The sequence below is a fragment of the Paenibacillus sp. J31R30 genome (assembly GCF_059692115.1).
Genome location: NZ_JCAUAV010000003.1, coordinates 438,974 through 455,038, shown reverse-complemented (window position 1 = coordinate 455,038; position 16,065 = coordinate 438,974). Strand labels below are relative to the sequence as shown.

13 protein-coding genes are annotated in these 16,065 nt (G+C 48.1%); 4 read left to right on the top strand and 9 right to left on the bottom strand.

Going from position 1 to position 16,065, the window contains the following annotated elements; genetic code table 11:
- Positions 1–78 precede the first annotated feature (78 nt).
- The 6 genes from AC58QO_RS13720 to AC58QO_RS13695 all read right to left on the bottom strand — a co-directional run bounded on the left by AC58QO_RS13720 (position 79) and on the right by AC58QO_RS13695 (position 9,915).
- Entirely contained in the window at positions 79–495 is a 417-nt protein-coding gene (locus AC58QO_RS13720; protein WP_497266262.1) for a PaaI family thioesterase, read from the bottom strand.
- A 53-nt stretch (positions 496–548) separates the two neighbouring features.
- Complete coding sequence (locus AC58QO_RS13715) at positions 549–2,219, bottom strand: long-chain-fatty-acid--CoA ligase (RefSeq protein WP_497266260.1); 1,671 nt, start codon at positions 2,217–2,219, stop codon at positions 549–551.
- 37 nt (positions 2,220–2,256) lie between these two features.
- Complete coding sequence (locus AC58QO_RS13710) at positions 2,257–4,029, bottom strand: acyl-CoA dehydrogenase FadE (protein WP_497266258.1); 1,773 nt, start codon at positions 4,027–4,029, stop codon at positions 2,257–2,259.
- A gap of 83 nt (positions 4,030–4,112) precedes the next feature.
- On the bottom strand, positions 4,113–5,300 hold the full coding sequence (locus AC58QO_RS13705) for an acetyl-CoA C-acyltransferase (RefSeq protein ID WP_497266256.1): 1,188 nt from the start codon (positions 5,298–5,300) through the stop codon (positions 4,113–4,115).
- 105 nt (positions 5,301–5,405) lie between these two features.
- A complete protein-coding gene (locus AC58QO_RS13700) occupies positions 5,406–7,799 on the bottom strand; it encodes a 3-hydroxyacyl-CoA dehydrogenase/enoyl-CoA hydratase family protein (protein ID WP_497266254.1) in 2,394 nt (797 codons plus the stop codon).
- Between the two features lie 79 nt (positions 7,800–7,878).
- Complete coding sequence (locus tag AC58QO_RS13695) at positions 7,879–9,915, bottom strand: (Fe-S)-binding protein (protein WP_497266252.1); 2,037 nt, start codon at positions 9,913–9,915, stop codon at positions 7,879–7,881.
- 360 nt (positions 9,916–10,275) lie between these two features.
- Between AC58QO_RS13695 and fadR the strand changes: the two genes are divergently transcribed.
- The 4 genes from fadR (at position 10,276) to AC58QO_RS13675 (ending at position 13,531) form a co-directional block, all read left to right on the top strand.
- Positions 10,276–10,863 carry a fatty acid metabolism transcriptional regulator FadR gene (fadR, locus tag AC58QO_RS13690; RefSeq protein WP_497266250.1) on the top strand — a complete coding sequence of 196 codons (588 nt, stop codon included), beginning with the start codon at positions 10,276–10,278 and terminating at the stop codon, positions 10,861–10,863.
- 64 nt (positions 10,864–10,927) lie between these two features.
- Positions 10,928–11,692 carry an electron transfer flavoprotein subunit beta/FixA family protein gene (locus tag AC58QO_RS13685; protein WP_497266248.1) on the top strand — a complete coding sequence of 255 codons (765 nt, stop codon included), beginning with the start codon at positions 10,928–10,930 and terminating at the stop codon, positions 11,690–11,692.
- Between the two features lie 35 nt (positions 11,693–11,727).
- Positions 11,728–12,711, top strand: a complete 984-nt coding sequence (locus AC58QO_RS13680; protein WP_497266246.1) for an electron transfer flavoprotein subunit alpha/FixB family protein — start codon at positions 11,728–11,730, stop codon at positions 12,709–12,711.
- 397 nt (positions 12,712–13,108) lie between these two features.
- Positions 13,109–13,531: an ester cyclase gene (locus tag AC58QO_RS13675; RefSeq protein ID WP_497266244.1), complete on the top strand. Its 423-nt coding sequence runs from the start codon at positions 13,109–13,111 to the stop codon at positions 13,529–13,531.
- Between the two features lie 90 nt (positions 13,532–13,621).
- Here the strand turns inward: AC58QO_RS13675 and AC58QO_RS13670 are convergent, their stop codons facing one another.
- From AC58QO_RS13670 to AC58QO_RS13660, 3 genes are all read right to left on the bottom strand, one after another.
- Positions 13,622–14,629 (bottom strand): alpha/beta fold hydrolase, encoded by a 1,008-nt coding sequence (locus AC58QO_RS13670; RefSeq protein ID WP_497266242.1) that lies wholly within the window; start codon positions 14,627–14,629, stop codon positions 13,622–13,624.
- A gap of 115 nt (positions 14,630–14,744) precedes the next feature.
- The gene (locus AC58QO_RS13665; RefSeq protein ID WP_497266240.1) at positions 14,745–14,960 is read right to left on the bottom strand and encodes a YezD family protein; all 216 of its coding nucleotides are present in this window, start codon (positions 14,958–14,960) and stop codon (positions 14,745–14,747) included.
- Between the two features lie 20 nt (positions 14,961–14,980).
- Positions 14,981–15,811 (bottom strand): alpha/beta hydrolase family protein, encoded by an 831-nt coding sequence (locus tag AC58QO_RS13660; protein ID WP_497266239.1) that lies wholly within the window; start codon positions 15,809–15,811, stop codon positions 14,981–14,983.
- Between the last annotated feature and the right edge of the window lie 254 nt (positions 15,812–16,065).

Sequence of the window (16,065 nt, the reverse complement as noted above, 5' to 3'; positions counted from 1 at the left end):
ATGACATTAAGTGCAGAAAAGAACCCTCACAGCCACTTTCCTCGTGGTCATGAAGGCCCTTTACATCGAAGCATTCGTCTAAATCACACGAAACGATCCTGTCCCCATCGTTCCCAGATTACCTTCACTGTCCTCTACACGACCTTGCGCCGTAATCATTTTACGTGATTGATGGACAAGCTCCGCTTTCACAAGCAGTCTTCCTGCATAGAGGGGAGACACAAAATGCACATTCAGATTGGTCGTAACTACCTTCTCATCCGGCCGAGCAATCATCGCAATGATCCCCATCGCTGTATCCAACAAAGAGGACGTTACGCCGCCATGAACCATCCCAATCGGATTCAAATGATGAGAATTAGCCTCCAAGGCAATCGTGATGATCCCGTCCTTCAAGCTAACGAACTCACAACCCAGATAGCCCCAGAAGGTGGACTCCGCTGCTGCTGCGAGCTGCTGCAATCTCCTTATGATACGATCATTTCCATCATCCATTGGACTCCCTCCTTCTCTGTAAGGGCTGCCCTTACGCATGATAGTACCGCATATTACTGCTTCACTTCTTCCTCTAGTAATTGACGTCTTAGCACCTTTCCAATCATCGTCTTCGGAAGAGATTGCCTGAATTCAACCTTGCGAGGTACTTTATAAGCTGCCAATCGTTCTCTGCACCAGACATCTAACTCCTTCTCCGTTAGTGTCATACCTTCTTTCAACACGATAAAAGCTTTCACAGTTTCCCCACGGTATTCATCAGGAACGCCAGCTACAGCCGCCTCGAGGATCGCAGGATGCTCGAAAAGAACTTCCTCAATATCACGAGGATAAATATTAAAGCCGCCTGCAATAATTAAATCCTTCTTCCGGTCCACAATGGAGAAAAAGCCATCCTCATCCATGCGTCCCATATCCCCGGTATATAGCCAGCCATCCTTGATCGTCATCGCCGTTTCTTGCTCACGCTTCCAGTAGCCCTTCATGATTTGCGGCCCTTTTATAATAATTTCACCGATTTCACCCATCGGCATTTCTTCACCAGAGGCAGAATCCACCACTTTCGTGTCCGTATCCGGGAAAGGAACGCCAATTGAACCTATTTTGCGGAATCCCCAAATTGGATTGGAATGCGCGACGGGAGAAGCCTCTGTCAATCCATAACCTTCAATTAATCTACCACCGGTTAAAGCTTCAAATCGCTCTTGAACCTCCAAAGGCAGTGGCGCTGAACCGCTTACACAAATTTTGATTGAGGAAATATCAACTTCCTTCACCCGTTTATGATTGATTAGCGCTACATACATGGTAGGTGCACCTGGGAAAATCGTAGGCTTTAATTTATGAATCGTGTCCAAAATCATATCAATATCAAACTTTGGAATTAAGATGAGCATTCCCGCTCGATACATGGCTTGATTCAGCAGAACCGTCAACCCAAAGACATGGAAGCATGGTATGGCGCCTAAGAAACGATCGCCGCCAGGTTCAACTTGATAGCACCAATGACTCGTCTGATACGTATTTGCGATTAAATTGGTGTGCGTCAGCATCACACCTTTGGATAGCCCTGTTGTTCCACCTGTGTATTGAAGCAATGCAATATCTTCATCAGCATTGACGTCTACACAAATCGGCGCAGCGGAAGCTGCTCGCAGTAATTTCTTGAAAGCATACACACCATCACCATAGGTTACATCCAGCTTGGCGCCATCTTTTTTCATTTTAATCGGATATAACAAATTCTTCGGAAACGGTAAATAATCCTTAATCGACGTCACGATGACATGGCGTACAAATGTCCTTGCTTTTGCCTTTTGTACACGATCAAAGAGCAGATCCAACGTCACAATCACCGTTGCTTCCGAATCAGAGAGCTGATGAATCAGCTCTCTCTCCACATAAAGCGGATTCGTCATAACGACAATTCCACCCATCATTAAGGTACCAAAATAAGCAATGATAGCCGAAGGACAATTCGGCAGCATGATCGATACCTTTTCCCCTGGACGTACCCCCAGATCTGTCAACACATGTGCAAATTGATAAGATGCATGAAGCAATTCACGATACGAAAGTTTTTTACCCAAGAAATACAAGGCAGACCGTTCGGGAAATTGATTTGCCGAATCAACCAACAACCGTGCTAGATTATGTTTCGGGTACTCGTAAGTCGGCGCCACTTCCGATGGATAATGACGCAACCAAGGCTTTTCCTCCCTCATACAAAATCATCCCCTTCAGGTTACTTTCACCCTCGACTCATCCGATGAATTTCTCACCCTGAATTACACGTGCGGCGATGTCACGCTTCAACCCCACCGTATTGACACTGCTGCGTCTAGACAGCTTTTTGAGTATAGATAGTTGAGTCCGAAGCACATCTCCTTCTTCCATCGTACTGAGCGCTTCTTTCGCATATGCCTCAATTTTGTCAAAAGCTTCATGCACAAATACAGTAGTGAGCTGAATCGCGTTTGTTGCCTTCGTTTCGCCTTGCTTGTGAATCAGCTTTTGGGTCCGTAACAGCCCGCTCTCCGCTGCAAAGATTTGAATCATAATATCCGCTAGACAGCTCAAAACCTCCTGATTCTTCTCTAGAGCCATGCCATATTTCTGAACCGCAAGCCCGCCTACCATGAGAAATACCTTTTTCGCCATTGCCACCAGATGTGCCTCTTCCGCCAACGTGCCTTCAAACGTTTGACCCGGCATGTAAGACAGCAATTCGCCTTGCAGCTCTTGTGCTTTTTGCAGCAAAGGCAGCTCACCCTTCATCGCCTTCTTCACCAGCGTACCTGGGATGAGCAGACGATTAATTTCATTCGTTCCTTCGAAAATACGATTAATCCGGGAGTCGCGATAAATACGCTCGACTTTATATTCTTGAATAAAGCCATAGCCGCCGTGAATTTGCAGTCCTTCGTCCGCAACAAAGTCCAGAACCTCTGAGGCAAATACTTTATTAATGGAGCATTCCAAAGCATATTCGGAAATTCCTTTAGCGGAAATTTTACCTGCGTCTGGACTAGAAAGATCAATATCCTTCAGAATTTGATCAAATAGGCCCGTGGTTCGGTATACCATACTTTCAAGAATGTACGTTTGGATATTCATTTCTGCCAGCTTTTTACCAATAAGTGGGAATCTCGAGATCGGCGTCTGGAATTGCTGGCGGGTATTCGCATATTTCACTGCAAGCTCAATGGTTTCTTTGGAAGCACCTAAACAGCCAACAGCTAATTTATAACGTCCGATGTTCAAAATGTTAAATGCAATCAGATGACCTTTCCCGATTTCTCCGAGCAGGTTTTCTACGGGAACTTTCACATCTTCGAAAAAGAGCGGTCGTGTCGAAGAGCCTTTGATCCCCATCTTCTTTTCTTCGGGTCCCATCGTAAAGCCAGGGTCTCCTTTTTCTACGATGAACGCTGTGAAATCCGTGCCATTGATCTTGGCGTATACAATAAAAATATCAGCGAAACCAGCATTAGTGATATATAGCTTGGAGCCGTTTAAAATGTAGTGCTTCCCGTCATCAGACAGTCGAGCCGTTGTTTTCGCACCTAGCGCATCAGATCCCGAAGTCGGCTCGGTTAAGCAGTAGGCAGCAATCTTAGCGCCCGTCGCCAAGTCAGGCAAATATTTCTTCTTCTGGGCCTGCGTTCCGAAGAAAACAATAGGCAGCGTTCCGATCCCGACATGCGCGCCAATCGATAATGCAAAGGAGGAAGCACGCGCTAAATTTTCGCTAATGATCGTTGAACTGACTTTATCCAAGCCGAGTCCGCCATACATCTCAGGCACATCTGCCCCTAACAACCCGAGGTCACCGGCGCTGCGCATAAGTTTTACCGTCAAATCATAATCCAGCTTCTCTAGATGCTCATCATTTGGCATAACTTCCCCATTTACATAGTCACGTGTTGTTTCGGCAATCATGCGATGCTCTTCCGTGAAATCCTCTGGTGTTACAATAGATTGAAAATCAAGATCCGATATAACAAAGCTTCCGCCAACGACTTTGTTCGTCATGAGTCAACTCTCCTTTAAATGTGGATGCAGATAATGAAAATGAATGCTTCACGAGATGATTACTAGAGTATCTGAGTTCCGCTTTATTCAGCTGCATGTACTTGGAACACGCCAGCTGCTCCCATGCCGCCGCCAATACACATCGAGACAACACCATATCCGCCGCCTCGGCGCTGCAGCTCATAGATTAAGCTCGTCGAAAGCTTAGCCCCTGTGCAGCCAAGTGGATGACCTAAGGCAATCGCTCCACCGTTTACATTGACTTTCTCTTCATCTATCCCAAGCTCGCGTACGATATGAACGCACTGCGAAGCAAAGGCTTCATTAATCTCAAAGAGATCGACTTGATCTTGGGAAATACCTGCCATCTTCAGCGCCTTCGGAATCGCTTTGACGGGGCCGACCCCCATAATTTCCGGCTCCACACCGGAAAGCGCGAAAGACAAGAACGTCGCCATCGGCTTCAGCCCAAGCGCTTCTGCGCGCTCGCGGCTCATCAGCACGGCCGCCGCTGCGCCGTCCGACGTCTGTGACGCGTTCCCCGCCGTCACAGAACCCCCCAAGCTGAACGCAGGCTTCAGCTTGCCTAAGGTCTCCACGGATGTCTCGGGACGAACACCCTCATCCGTGGCAAACACGAACTTGCGCTCGAACGCTTTGCCGCGTTCGTCTACGCCTTTCACGCTCGTGCTCACCGGCACGATCTCGTCCGTGAAGCGGCCCGCTGCGATGGCCGCCGCTGCCTTCTGATGGCTGCGCGTCGCGAAGCCATCCTGCGCTTCGCGCGAGATGCCGAAGCGCGTTGCGACGGCTTCGGCCGTATGCCCCATGCCCATGTACACCTCGGGCATGGTCTCGACCAGCCGCGGATGCGGCGAGAGCTTGAAGCCCGTCATCGGGACGTGGCTCATGCTCTCAACGCCTCCGGCGATGACCACCTCGGCGTGGCCGAGCATGATGCGCTCCGCCGCATAGGCGATGGCTTGCAAGCCGGAGGAACAGAAGCGATTGACCGTGATCGCCGGCACGGTCACGGGAAAGCCCGCATACAGCGACATCGTGCGGGCGAAGTTCAGCCCTTGCTCACCTTCGGGCATCGCGCACCCGATTATGATGTCCTCGACATCAGCTTTGTCGAGCCCAGGTACGCGCCGTACGGCTTCTTCGAGTACGGCTTTGCCTAGATCTTCCGCGCGCGTTTGCGCGAAACTGCCTTTTTTCGCGCGCCCAACGGCGGTGCGTGTTATGGATACAATGACGGCTTCCTTCATCGAACTCACCTCATTCGAGTAATTGGGTATAAATCCCATTCGTTGTTTTTCCACTTGATTGCTGCTAGTTGCGGAACCTGGTTCCGCATCTCGGGCTCAGATCCCCTAATTCCTCAAAGCCTTACCCTTCGAAAGCATATACTGCATCCGCTGCTGTGTCTTTAATTCACCACATAAGCTCAAAAACGCCTCGCGCTCCAAATCCAGCATATATTGCTCCGACACTAACGTCCCAGCAGGTACATTGCCTCCAGCCAACACATGTGCGAGCTTATTCGCAATCAACTGGTCATGCGCACTGATATACCCGCCCTTAAGCATCGAATACGCACCGACCTGCATAACCGCTTTCCCGTTCTCGCCTACGACACGGATTTTCTCTTGCGCTGGCGGTGTATAGCCAGCCGCATCCATCCGAAGCACCGCTTGCTTCGCCTCATAAATCCGATGATCCGGATTAACCACAACGGAATCTTGCGCTCGCATATAGCCGAGACGTTTCGTATCGTGCCCACTCGTAGACACCTTCGCCATGGCCACTGTCTCAAACGCTGCATTGATCCACGGCTGTAGATCAACCTCCGGATCTCTCACCTGCTGACTTGCAAGCAGCGCTAACTCTTTGCAGCCGCCACCGGCAGGAATAAGCCCAACGCCTGTCTCAACGAGTCCATAGTACGTTTCCGCCGAGAAAATCGTCTGATCCGCTGGCATACACGCCTCCACGCCACCGCCAAGCGTCATTTTATGAGGAGCAGCGACCACCGGTTTATCCAGCCTTTTCAGCTTAAGCATCGCGTTCTGGAACAACCGAATGATGCCATCCACTTCATCCCACTCGCCGTCCTGCGCTTCCATCAACAGCAGCATCAGATTGGCGCCAACGCAAAAGTTTTTCCCCTCATTGGCTACGACCAACCCGCGATAGTTGCTACGCACTTCATCCACACTTTGCTGAATCATCGTAAGAATATCCGCGCCAATGGCATTGTTTGGTGAATTAAATTCTAAGCAAGCCACGCCGTCGCCAATATCAATTAGACTTGCTCCGCTGTTTGAACGGATGACCTTATTTTGTTGTTTGAGCGCCGCTAGCAAGATGATTTCTGGTCTTGACTCCACCTCGAGAAGCTCCTGATTTAAGATGGCAAAGGTTCGCCCTTCCATGCGCTCATAAAAGCTGTCATGCCCGGCTGCAATCCACGCTTTTACCCATTCAGGCACTTTACTTCCTTCAGCCTCCATGCGTTCCACAGAACGTTTCAGTCCTATCGCATCCCACGTCTCGAAGGGTCCCAAATCCCAATTAAAACCCCATTTGAGCGCATTATCGATGTCCACAATGTTATCCGCGATTTCATCCCGTTTTTCTGCTGCATACAGCAGAACCGGCTTCAAAATGTTCCACGCCAGCTCCGAGTACCGATCCTTCGCACCCAGCAAGGCCTTCAGCTTCCCAACAGTTCCCTTCGCCTGCTTGGCAGCCTCCAACGAACCCGAGCTGATTTTACGACTTGCCGAGTACTCCATAGTCTCTAAATTCAATGCTTGAATTTCCTTGCTATCCGCTGTCTTCACTTTCTTATAAAAGCCTTGGCCCTGCTTCTCGCCAATCCAGCCTTTGGCTACCATCTGTTTCAAAATATCAGGCGTATCGAAGACATCCTTCTCAACTGGATCCGTCACAAGATCAAACACATTGTTCGCCACATGTACAAATGTATCTAGACCAACGAGATCCAGTGTGCGGAATGTTGCACTTTTCGGCCGCCCCATGGCAGGCCCTGTAACTGCATCTACCTCTTCAACCGTATAGCCTTTGGTCAGCATTTCTCGCAGAGTAATCAGCAAACCGTAAGTACCAATTCGATTACTTATAAAATTAGGTGTATCTTTCGCTTGCACAACGCCTTTCCCAAGCTTTTTCTCACAAAAATCACTCATGAAGGTGATGATGGCTGGATCCGTCTGCTCATTCGGAATAATTTCCAATAATTTCATATAGCGCGGTGGATTAAAGAAATGAGTCCCAAGAAAATTCTTCTTAAATTCAGGTCCGGCATTTGCGACCATAGCATTTATCGAGATCCCCGATGTATTCGAGGAAACGATCGTCCCTGGCTTCCACACCTTTTCAATCCGAGCGATAAGATCTTGTTTGGCCTGCAAATTTTCGATAATGACTTCGACAATCCAATCCACTTGGCTCAGCTTCGCCCAATCGTCTTCGATATTCCCTGGTGTGATGCGCGAGGCAAAAGCTTCGCTATACAGAGGTGCAGGGTTGGTTTTCGCAAGCTTCTCCAAAGCACTTACAGCAAAGCGATTCCGCACTTTAGGATGATCAAGCGTAAGACCTGTTGCTTCCTCTTGTGGCGTTAGCTGCTCTGGCACACGATCCAGTAATAAGACGGGAATACCTACATTGGCCAAATGTGCAGCAATCCCGGAACCCATTACACCCGAGCCGATTACCGCTGTCGTACGAATAGTTGTCATGAGATCATCTCCTTAAAGTTTTCGATAGAAAACTAACTTCGTAAGATTTGCTTAAGTTTTTCGCTGTTCGCTATACCCTTTATTCAATAAGTCCAAATACCGATTGTGCAAGTATTTCTGCGATATCTCGCGCTTTGACCTGTTCCTCTACTTCTTTCAGCTTCGTGCCATCCTCCACCATCGTCAAACAATAGGGACACGCCGAGGAGATCACCGTAGGCTTGACACTCAGAAGCTGCTCCGTACGCGCCACATTCACACGGGTACCCGCTGTTTCCTCCATCCACATCATGCCTCCGCCCGCTCCACAGCACATGCTGTTCTCACGCGAACGCGCTTGTTCCACAAGTTCCACGCCTGGAATCGCCCTTAACACGTTACGTGGCTCCTCATACACCTCGTTATAGCGGCCTAAGTAACACGAATCATGATAAGTAATACGCTCATTGACCTCATATTGCGGAGTCAAGCGCCCTTCTTTGACCCATAGATCCAACAGTTCTGTATGATGAAATACCTCGGCCGTTAAGCCAAATTCGGGATATTCATTTTTGAACGTGTGGTACGTATGCGGGCATGTTGTTACGATTTTCTTGACCTTGTACTTTTGAAAAGTAGCGATATTGTCCGCACACAGCTGCTGGAACAGGAATTCATTCCCCATTCGACGGGGTGTATCGCCGGAATTTTTCTCCTCATTTCCTAATATGGCAAAAGAGATACCAGCCTCCTTCATTAATTTCACGAATGCATGAGTAATTTTGCGACTGCGATTATCGTAAGCTCCCATCGAGCCTAAGAAGAACAGGTACTCGAAAGTTGGATTCTCCTTCACGGTTCGTACTTCAAGCGCATCTTCAGGGTCAACCTCTTTGACCCATTTCACACGATCATTGCGGGAGATTCCCCACGGATTCCCTTGTCTCTCGATGTTTTGAAGCGCACGTTGACCATCATGCGGCATACTGCCTTGCGTCAGCACCAAGTGCCTGCGCATATCAATGATTTTATCCACATGCTCATTCGCAACAGGACATTGATCCTCACAATTGCGGCAGGTTGTACAAGCCCACAGCTCTTCCTCGGTGATCACACCGCCGATAAGGTCAACCTCCAGCGGGTTCCCCTGCGATTCTGGCGCGAACACCACAGCTGGTACCCACGGAGACTTTGAGGTGATGGCTGCACCTTTTTCCGTCAAATGATCGCGCAGCTTCGTAATGAGATGCATAGGTGACAGCAGCTTGCCTGTCGTATTTGCGGGACATACGCTCGTACAGCGTCCACATTCTACACATGAGTAGAAATCCAGCATCTGCTTTTGCGTAAAATCCTCAATCTTCCCGACGCCGAATTCTTCCGCATCTTCATCTTCCAAGTTCAATGATGCCAGCTTGCCTGTCGGCTCCGTCCGTCGCAACAAAATGTTGATCGGAGCGGTAATGATGTGAAAATGCTTGGACTGCGGCACATAAATGAGGAAAGCCAGCAAAATCAGCAGATGCATCCACCAACCAGCATAAAAGCCAACCGTTGCCGCTGAAGTGGACATCCCATCGAACATTGCCGCCCAAGCCGATGTTAGCGGTGCGAAGCCTGAAGCCGGGATACCTTCACGCACGCGTTCAAAGCCACCGCTTATGACAACTGACAGCATGAGAAACATGATAAAAAACACAACAATACTTGGCTTCCAGCCTCGCTTAAGGCGTTTAAGCTTTTCGATGTAACGTCGATAGGTCGCGTAGCCCATGGCCAGCACGATCAACCCGACCGTCACTTCCTGCATGAGGGTGAAATACGCGTAACCCGGAATAGGTAACCCTCGGTCAATTAATCCTTTTAAAATAAGGTCCAAGGCACCTAGCTGTAGAATTATGAAGCCATAAAAGATCACGATATGCATAATGCCGCTCTTTTTATCCTTCAATAACTTCGTCTGGCCAAACACTTGAACCGCAAATCCCTTGAGCCTTAAGCTGGCTTCCTTCTTCAGATCCACCGATTTCCCCAATTGGATATATAAATATCGGTGATACACAACCCGGCCGAACCCATAGAGCGCCAAACCCGTAACCGCCAGAAAAAGGAGAAACTGAATCAGTGTACCGGTCATGGAGGACCCTCCTTTATTAAATTTGTTTAACACGTTTTTTGTTAGCGCTTACATTCATGAATCGCAAAAAAGCAAATTTCATTAGTCCCTTTTTATAATATAAGACAGTAAAAGTTTCACTTTATACATTGCTTATATTTCTCCATAAACGCTCCCGTCCTTGAAGGACGGCGTAGCCGTTTATTTTGAATAAGAGTAGAAACATGCTTCATTGTGAAGAGTAAGCCGACAAACCTCCCTACTTGCTGTTTAAGCGGAATAAGTCGTTGACAAGGCGTACTGCGTATTTTATGATGAAATTACAAAAATGAATGAGTATTCATTCACCAATATCTGTATTCTAACACCGAGGTGATCTCCTTGACAAGTGGCAAAAAACCAGACAAATATTATGCGATTCTCGAAGGCGCGATGAAGGTATTTGCAGAAAATGGGTTCCATAAATCCCAAGTTTCTCGTATTGCCAAAGAGGCCGGCGTTGCGGATGGCACCATTTATCTCTACTTCAAGAAGAAGGAGGATATCTTAACTAGTCTTTTTCAAGAGAAATTAGGCGAGCTCGTTGAGAAGTTCAACCTTGCCGTCCGTGAAAGCACGAGCGCTAAGGATGCGTTGCGTAAAATCTGTGAAATTCATTTTAGCGAGCTGGAAAATAACATTCATATGGCCTACCTTACGCAAATTGAGCTTCGCCAAAGTGATTTGGAGCTTCGCAAAGAGATTGGTCTTGCCCTTAAGAGATATATTATCCTCATCGAAAATATATTAGAAAAAGGAAAGCATGACGGCAGCTTCCGTTCCGATCTGGATGTGAAGTTGGTGAGACTTCTTATTTTTGGAGGCATGGATGAAGTCGTGACCTCTTGGCTGATTTCTGGTCAGAAATATTCCTTAACCGCACAGGTTGGGCCTACGCTTGATTTTTTCATCAGAGGCATTGAGTCGTAAATTTGGCTTCAAAGACTACCATTTAAAGTTCTTATTTCATGTATATTCAGGAGGGAGCTTGGACATGGACATTTTTGTATTATTGAAGCAAACGTTTGATACGGAGGAGAAAATCGTCCTACAGCATGGTGTCGTTCAAGAGGATGGCGTGAAATTCGTCATAAATCCATACGACGAGTATGCGGTTGAGCAAGCCATTCAGCTGCGCGATGAGCATGGTGGTAAAGTGACGCTTGTTTCGATTGGACCTGATCGCACGTCAGAAGCACTCCGGACAGCACTTGCCATGGGGGCAGATGAAGCCATATTGATCACGGATGACCGGATTTTAGGGGATGAGTTCGAAATTGCCGAAATATTAGCAGCGTATTTGCGAGATCAATCTATTGACTTATTACTTGGTGGTAATTTCTCCGTTGATAACGGCGCAGGTCAAGTTGCTATACGTCTAGCAGCTTTACTCGGTTTACCGCATGTTGCTTCGATTACAAAACTAGACATTACAGGTGAAAAAGCGGTTGTTCATCGCGACGCCGAAGGGGATATCGAAGTGATTGAGGTTCCCCTTCCTGCCCTTTTCACCGCTCAACAAGGTTTAAATGAACCTAGATATCCCTCACTTCCTGGTATCATGAAAGCGAAGAAAAAACCATTTCAGCACTTAACTCTCGATGATATTCCTGGCGCTGATGCCATTCTTGCCAAAACAACTCGGCTTGCCCTTTCTTTGCCGCCAGAGCGCAAATCGGGCCGCATTCTCAAAGGCGAGCTAGCCCACCAAGTGACCGAACTCGTTCAAGCACTGCGTAATGAATCCAAAGTGATCTAACTTTACCCCACAACGTGATTAGGGAGGCTATAACGATGGCTAAACAATTTCTTGTAGTTGCAGAAGCTCGCAGTGGCAAGCTTCGTCAAGTATCCTTTGAAGCCTTACGTTCGGCGCAGCTTTCTGCTGCCGATGGTGATACGCTAGCTGCCGTGTTGATCGGCGGCGCTGGCACGAAAGCGTTGGCCAGTGAACTTGCCGCATATGGCGCAGATACCGTCTATGTTGTTGAAGATCAACAGCTGGAGAGCTACAGCTCGGAGGCTTATCTAAGTGCACTGCTGGCCGTAACTGCTGTTGCAGGGCCAAATGCGCTATTCTTCGGCCACACGGCTATGGGCCGAGACCTTGCACCGTTGGCTGCGGCTTCGCTCGCCGCAGGACAGATCTCTGACGTTACCGCCATCGAGCGCAGCGGCGATAACGTGTTGTTCACGCGACCGCTTTACGCTGGCAAAGCGATCGAGAAGAAAGCGTTTACCGACCCTGCCGCGCCATGGGTCGTCACGGTAAGACCGAACAACATCGCGGCACTCGAGCCTGACGCTTCGCGTCAAGCTGCGATCATCGATGTTGCCTATCCCGCTCCCTCCCTGCGCAGCATCATCCGGGAGGTCGTGAAAAAAACGTCCGGCGCCATCGACTTGGCTGAAGCCAAGATCGTGGTCTCCGGCGGACGGGGCGTACGCAGCGCCGATGGGTTCCAGCCGCTCGAAGAGCTGGCTGCCGTCTTAGGCGGCGCGGTTGGGGCTTCCCGCGGAGCCTGCGACGCGGGGTACTGCGAGTACGCGATGCAGATCGGCCAGACCGGCAAGGTCGTGACGCCGGAAATTTACATCGCGTGCGGCATTAGCGGCGCCATTCAACATTTGGCGGGGATGAGCTCTTCGCGCGTCATCATCGCCATCAACAAGGATGCGGAGGCGCCGATCTTTAAAGTCGCCGACTACGGCATCGTCGGCGATCTGTTCGAGGTCGTGCCGCTGCTGACCGAGGAGTTTAAGAAGCTGCTGGCGTAGATCAGCTGCTGGATCCCGCCCCCTTTGCGCGAAGCGAAGGGGGCGGGATTTTTGAGTATGACGTGATCCGTCAGGTAGTAGTCCGAATTTACCTGCCTAATTCCGACCAAAACAAGTGTTTAGCACCAGTAGTCAGATTTCACCCACTAAAATACATCAAATCAGCTTCAACCATACAAACTTGCCCCAATAGTTCGGCGATATCGACTTAAAGATAAAGTTAAGGTCGATATTCATCATTTAAGTTGGCATTTTTGGACTAATGCTTTATCGGCATGCAGGTTAGGTAGAATGGAAAGCAGAATGATTGGACGCTTATCCCATACACTCTTGAACTTACTCCAACCATCCCGTATACTCATCCTACCTATTCACTTCCAAGTAAGGAGCTGCACTCATGCCATTATCACCAAAAGAAGTCATCCAACAGTTTTTCCAGCTCGTCCGTTCTGGTCAGCAGCCAGATGCCGCACATGACTACATGGCTGAACAAGTTCTAGCCCATCAAATGACAGCAGAAAATGAGACCACCGTTCACCGTACACCTGCAAACTACGCGGACCATGTGCGGGAAATGCTTGCCGCTTACGGCTCATTTCAATTAGAGGTTCAGGAGCTCCTCGCTCAAGAGGATCGTGTCTATGTGCGATGGAAGCAGACTGGCACGCATATCGGTGACGTCGATGGCTACCCGCCAACGGGCCAAACCATTATTGAAATCGCAAGCGCCGTTTATCGCGTAGAGAATGAACGAATCGTCGAATACTGGATTCAGATCGATCGCGAAGGGATTCGTGTTCAGCTTGAACGAAACGCTTAGTTTCGTTCAAAAAAAGCTGTTCCGAACCAGCCTTTTTACGGCCTATCGGAACAGCTTTTTCACCCATAGCTTTTTAATCGTTACCTGCTTCTATCGCCCGATCCAACTATCCAGCCGCGCAGCAATATCCCCCATAACCTCATCCCGGTTAATCTCATTCAGCATCTCATGCCTGCCGCCAGGGTACAGCTTGTAGCTGATGTCCTGTATGCCAAGCTTCTCATATGCCTTAATTAGTTTGCGTACACCTTTACCTTGTCCCCCCACCGGATCTTCCTCGCCCGAAAAAATATAGATCGGAATTTCCTTACGAATGCGATTGAGGTGCTGGGGTTGATGAATTTCTTTCAGGCCCTTGAAGAAATCTCTAAAATACCCGGATGTAAAAACGCCCCCGCAATAAGGATCCTTCATATAAGCATCAACCTCTTGTTCATCACGACTCAACCAATCAAAGGCCGTGCGATTGGGTTTGAATTTGGTGTTAAAGCTTCCAAAAGAAAGCGCAGTCAGCATCAAGCTCCGGAAATGATCCCCCCGTAAAGCGGCTTCCAACGTTGCAATCGCAATCCCGACATTTAATGCTGCGCCTTCTTTCCCATTCGATCCTGACAACAGAATACCCTGAACATCGCTAGGATAACGCTCCAAATGATTTACCATATAGTACTGTGTTAAAAATGACCCCATACTATGCCCCAGCATAAACAATGGCAGACTAGCACGCTTGTTATTTAGCGTTCCCTCTTGCTTGTTATCTTGCATATTTTCTACCGCTTTATCTTCATATCGCTTACGAATTTGCAACGTGATCTGCCCCATGGCATCAGCCATGGCATGAAAGCTATCCTTGCCAAACTTACCTACAGCGTCCAATGAACCTGCGGTTTGGCCATGTCCCAAATGATCATTTGCATACACCGCATACCCGTTCTTCGTTAATACTGCTGCTAAACGCTCATATCTGGCAGCCGTTTCTGCCATTCCGTGGGCAATTTGCACAAGCCCCTTCACTTCCACTTCTTCCGAAGGAAGCCACTCGTACACAAAGTGATTGATTCCCTGCGCATCTTCCCAAATAAAGTGCCCTTTACGCATAAGATTCTCCTTCCAAGCGACGCTATTATTACTCTATAGTATACACGTCTTCTTACGCATGAAAACAGCCCCTATTCCGAGGAATGGGGGCCGACTTATAAGTGCAGCAATTAAGTTAAGCTTTACTTTTTTGTTTTGTTGATTTCACGGCTTGCAAAGTGGCTTGCGCTTGCGGGATCGCGTTTGTCTCAAATCTTTTTCTCTCCGTTTTATCAATCTGCGTAATCTTGCCATCGTGGACAACGATTTGAACGGATCCATACTCTAATCCGTCTAAAATTTGTCTAATCCGCTCTATCCAAACTTCATCTAGTTCCAGTGGTTTTGCCATCGTCATGCCTCCCAGTCCAATTAAATTGTCCAATCATTCCATTCATTGTTTCGTTTATACATATAATTCAGCCAATTCCCCGTTTTCTCCAGCAATTCTGTCGTTGATGGTGTCGTCGAATACGTATGATTTGCTTGATATACGAGTTCCAGATCACATTGACCTTCTTTGCGAAGCCAGAACATCTTCTGATATAATGGCGCATAATCCACAGGTATGATTTCGTCAGCAGTCCCATGAACGACAAAAACGTCACCAGTAAATTTACGTAATTGCTCAAACGGTTGATGTTGAGATAAAGAATCGAAGAATCGACTTGTTAGTTTATATCCATGATGATCGATCGAACCGCCCTGAGGCAGCTTCTCGTATTCGTTTTTGCCGACGATTCGTACAATATCATTGTGTGGATGTGCAACCGCTGACCATAAAACGAGTGTTTTCACTCGATGATCTTTCGCTGCAGTTAGGACTGCCGCCGCTCCACCTAAACTATGACCAAGTAGGATAACTCTACTTAGATCCACACAATCAATAGAAACCCCATAATCAATGACCCGGCGCGTCTGTTCGATAAGTACATCTAGCCCGCCTGCACCATAATCTCCCGTACTTTCACCACAGCCACCATAGTCAAAACGAAGTACAAAATAACCTTGTGCACTGAAAGAACGAGCTGCCTTTACAAAAAGCCGGTCAACCCCGATTCGACTCCCAATAAATCCGTGACAAATGATGATTAAGGGCCAACGCTGACAATCGGCTTGAACCGCTGAGGGTTGATGTGTAGGGTAATGTAACGTTGCGGCTAATTCGACATTGTCGCTTTGAATCGTGATGGCATGCTCCATGCTGGTAACTCCCTTTCATTACTCATATTATTCTTATGCATTTACTCGGAATTAGAATATAAATCCATACTAGCATGTGAAATGAGAGGTGTCAATGCTCCTTTTACTTAATTATCCAATCATTTTTACGTAAAATTGGATGGAGTGGCATCATAGCTAAGAATGTAAGCCCCCCTCTCTTCTTATGAAGTCATCGCTTCAAACATAAAGACTCCCTCCATTCTCGCTTATTACCGAGGAATGAATGGGAGTCT

Coding starts and splice junctions, on each gene's coding strand:
- AC58QO_RS13720 (WP_497266262.1), bottom strand. CDS start 495: ATGGATGATGGAAATGATCGTATCATAAGGAGATTGCAGCAGCTCGCA.
- AC58QO_RS13715 (WP_497266260.1), bottom strand. CDS start 2,219: ATGAGGGAGGAAAAGCCTTGGTTGCGTCATTATCCATCGGAAGTGGCG.
- AC58QO_RS13710 (WP_497266258.1), bottom strand. CDS start 4,029: ATGACGAACAAAGTCGTTGGCGGAAGCTTTGTTATATCGGATCTTGAT.
- AC58QO_RS13705 (WP_497266256.1), bottom strand. CDS start 5,300: ATGAAGGAAGCCGTCATTGTATCCATAACACGCACCGCCGTTGGGCGC.
- AC58QO_RS13700 (WP_497266254.1), bottom strand. CDS start 7,799: ATGACAACTATTCGTACGACAGCGGTAATCGGCTCGGGTGTAATGGGT.
- AC58QO_RS13695 (WP_497266252.1), bottom strand. CDS start 9,915: ATGACCGGTACACTGATTCAGTTTCTCCTTTTTCTGGCGGTTACGGGT.
- AC58QO_RS13685 (WP_497266248.1), top strand. CDS start 10,928: ATGGACATTTTTGTATTATTGAAGCAAACGTTTGATACGGAGGAGAAA.
- AC58QO_RS13680 (WP_497266246.1), top strand. CDS start 11,728: ATGGCTAAACAATTTCTTGTAGTTGCAGAAGCTCGCAGTGGCAAGCTT.
- AC58QO_RS13675 (WP_497266244.1), top strand. CDS start 13,109: ATGCCATTATCACCAAAAGAAGTCATCCAACAGTTTTTCCAGCTCGTC.
- AC58QO_RS13670 (WP_497266242.1), bottom strand. CDS start 14,629: ATGCGTAAAGGGCACTTTATTTGGGAAGATGCGCAGGGAATCAATCAC.
- AC58QO_RS13665 (WP_497266240.1), bottom strand. CDS start 14,960: ATGGCAAAACCACTGGAACTAGATGAAGTTTGGATAGAGCGGATTAGA.
- AC58QO_RS13660 (WP_497266239.1), bottom strand. CDS start 15,811: ATGGAGCATGCCATCACGATTCAAAGCGACAATGTCGAATTAGCCGCA.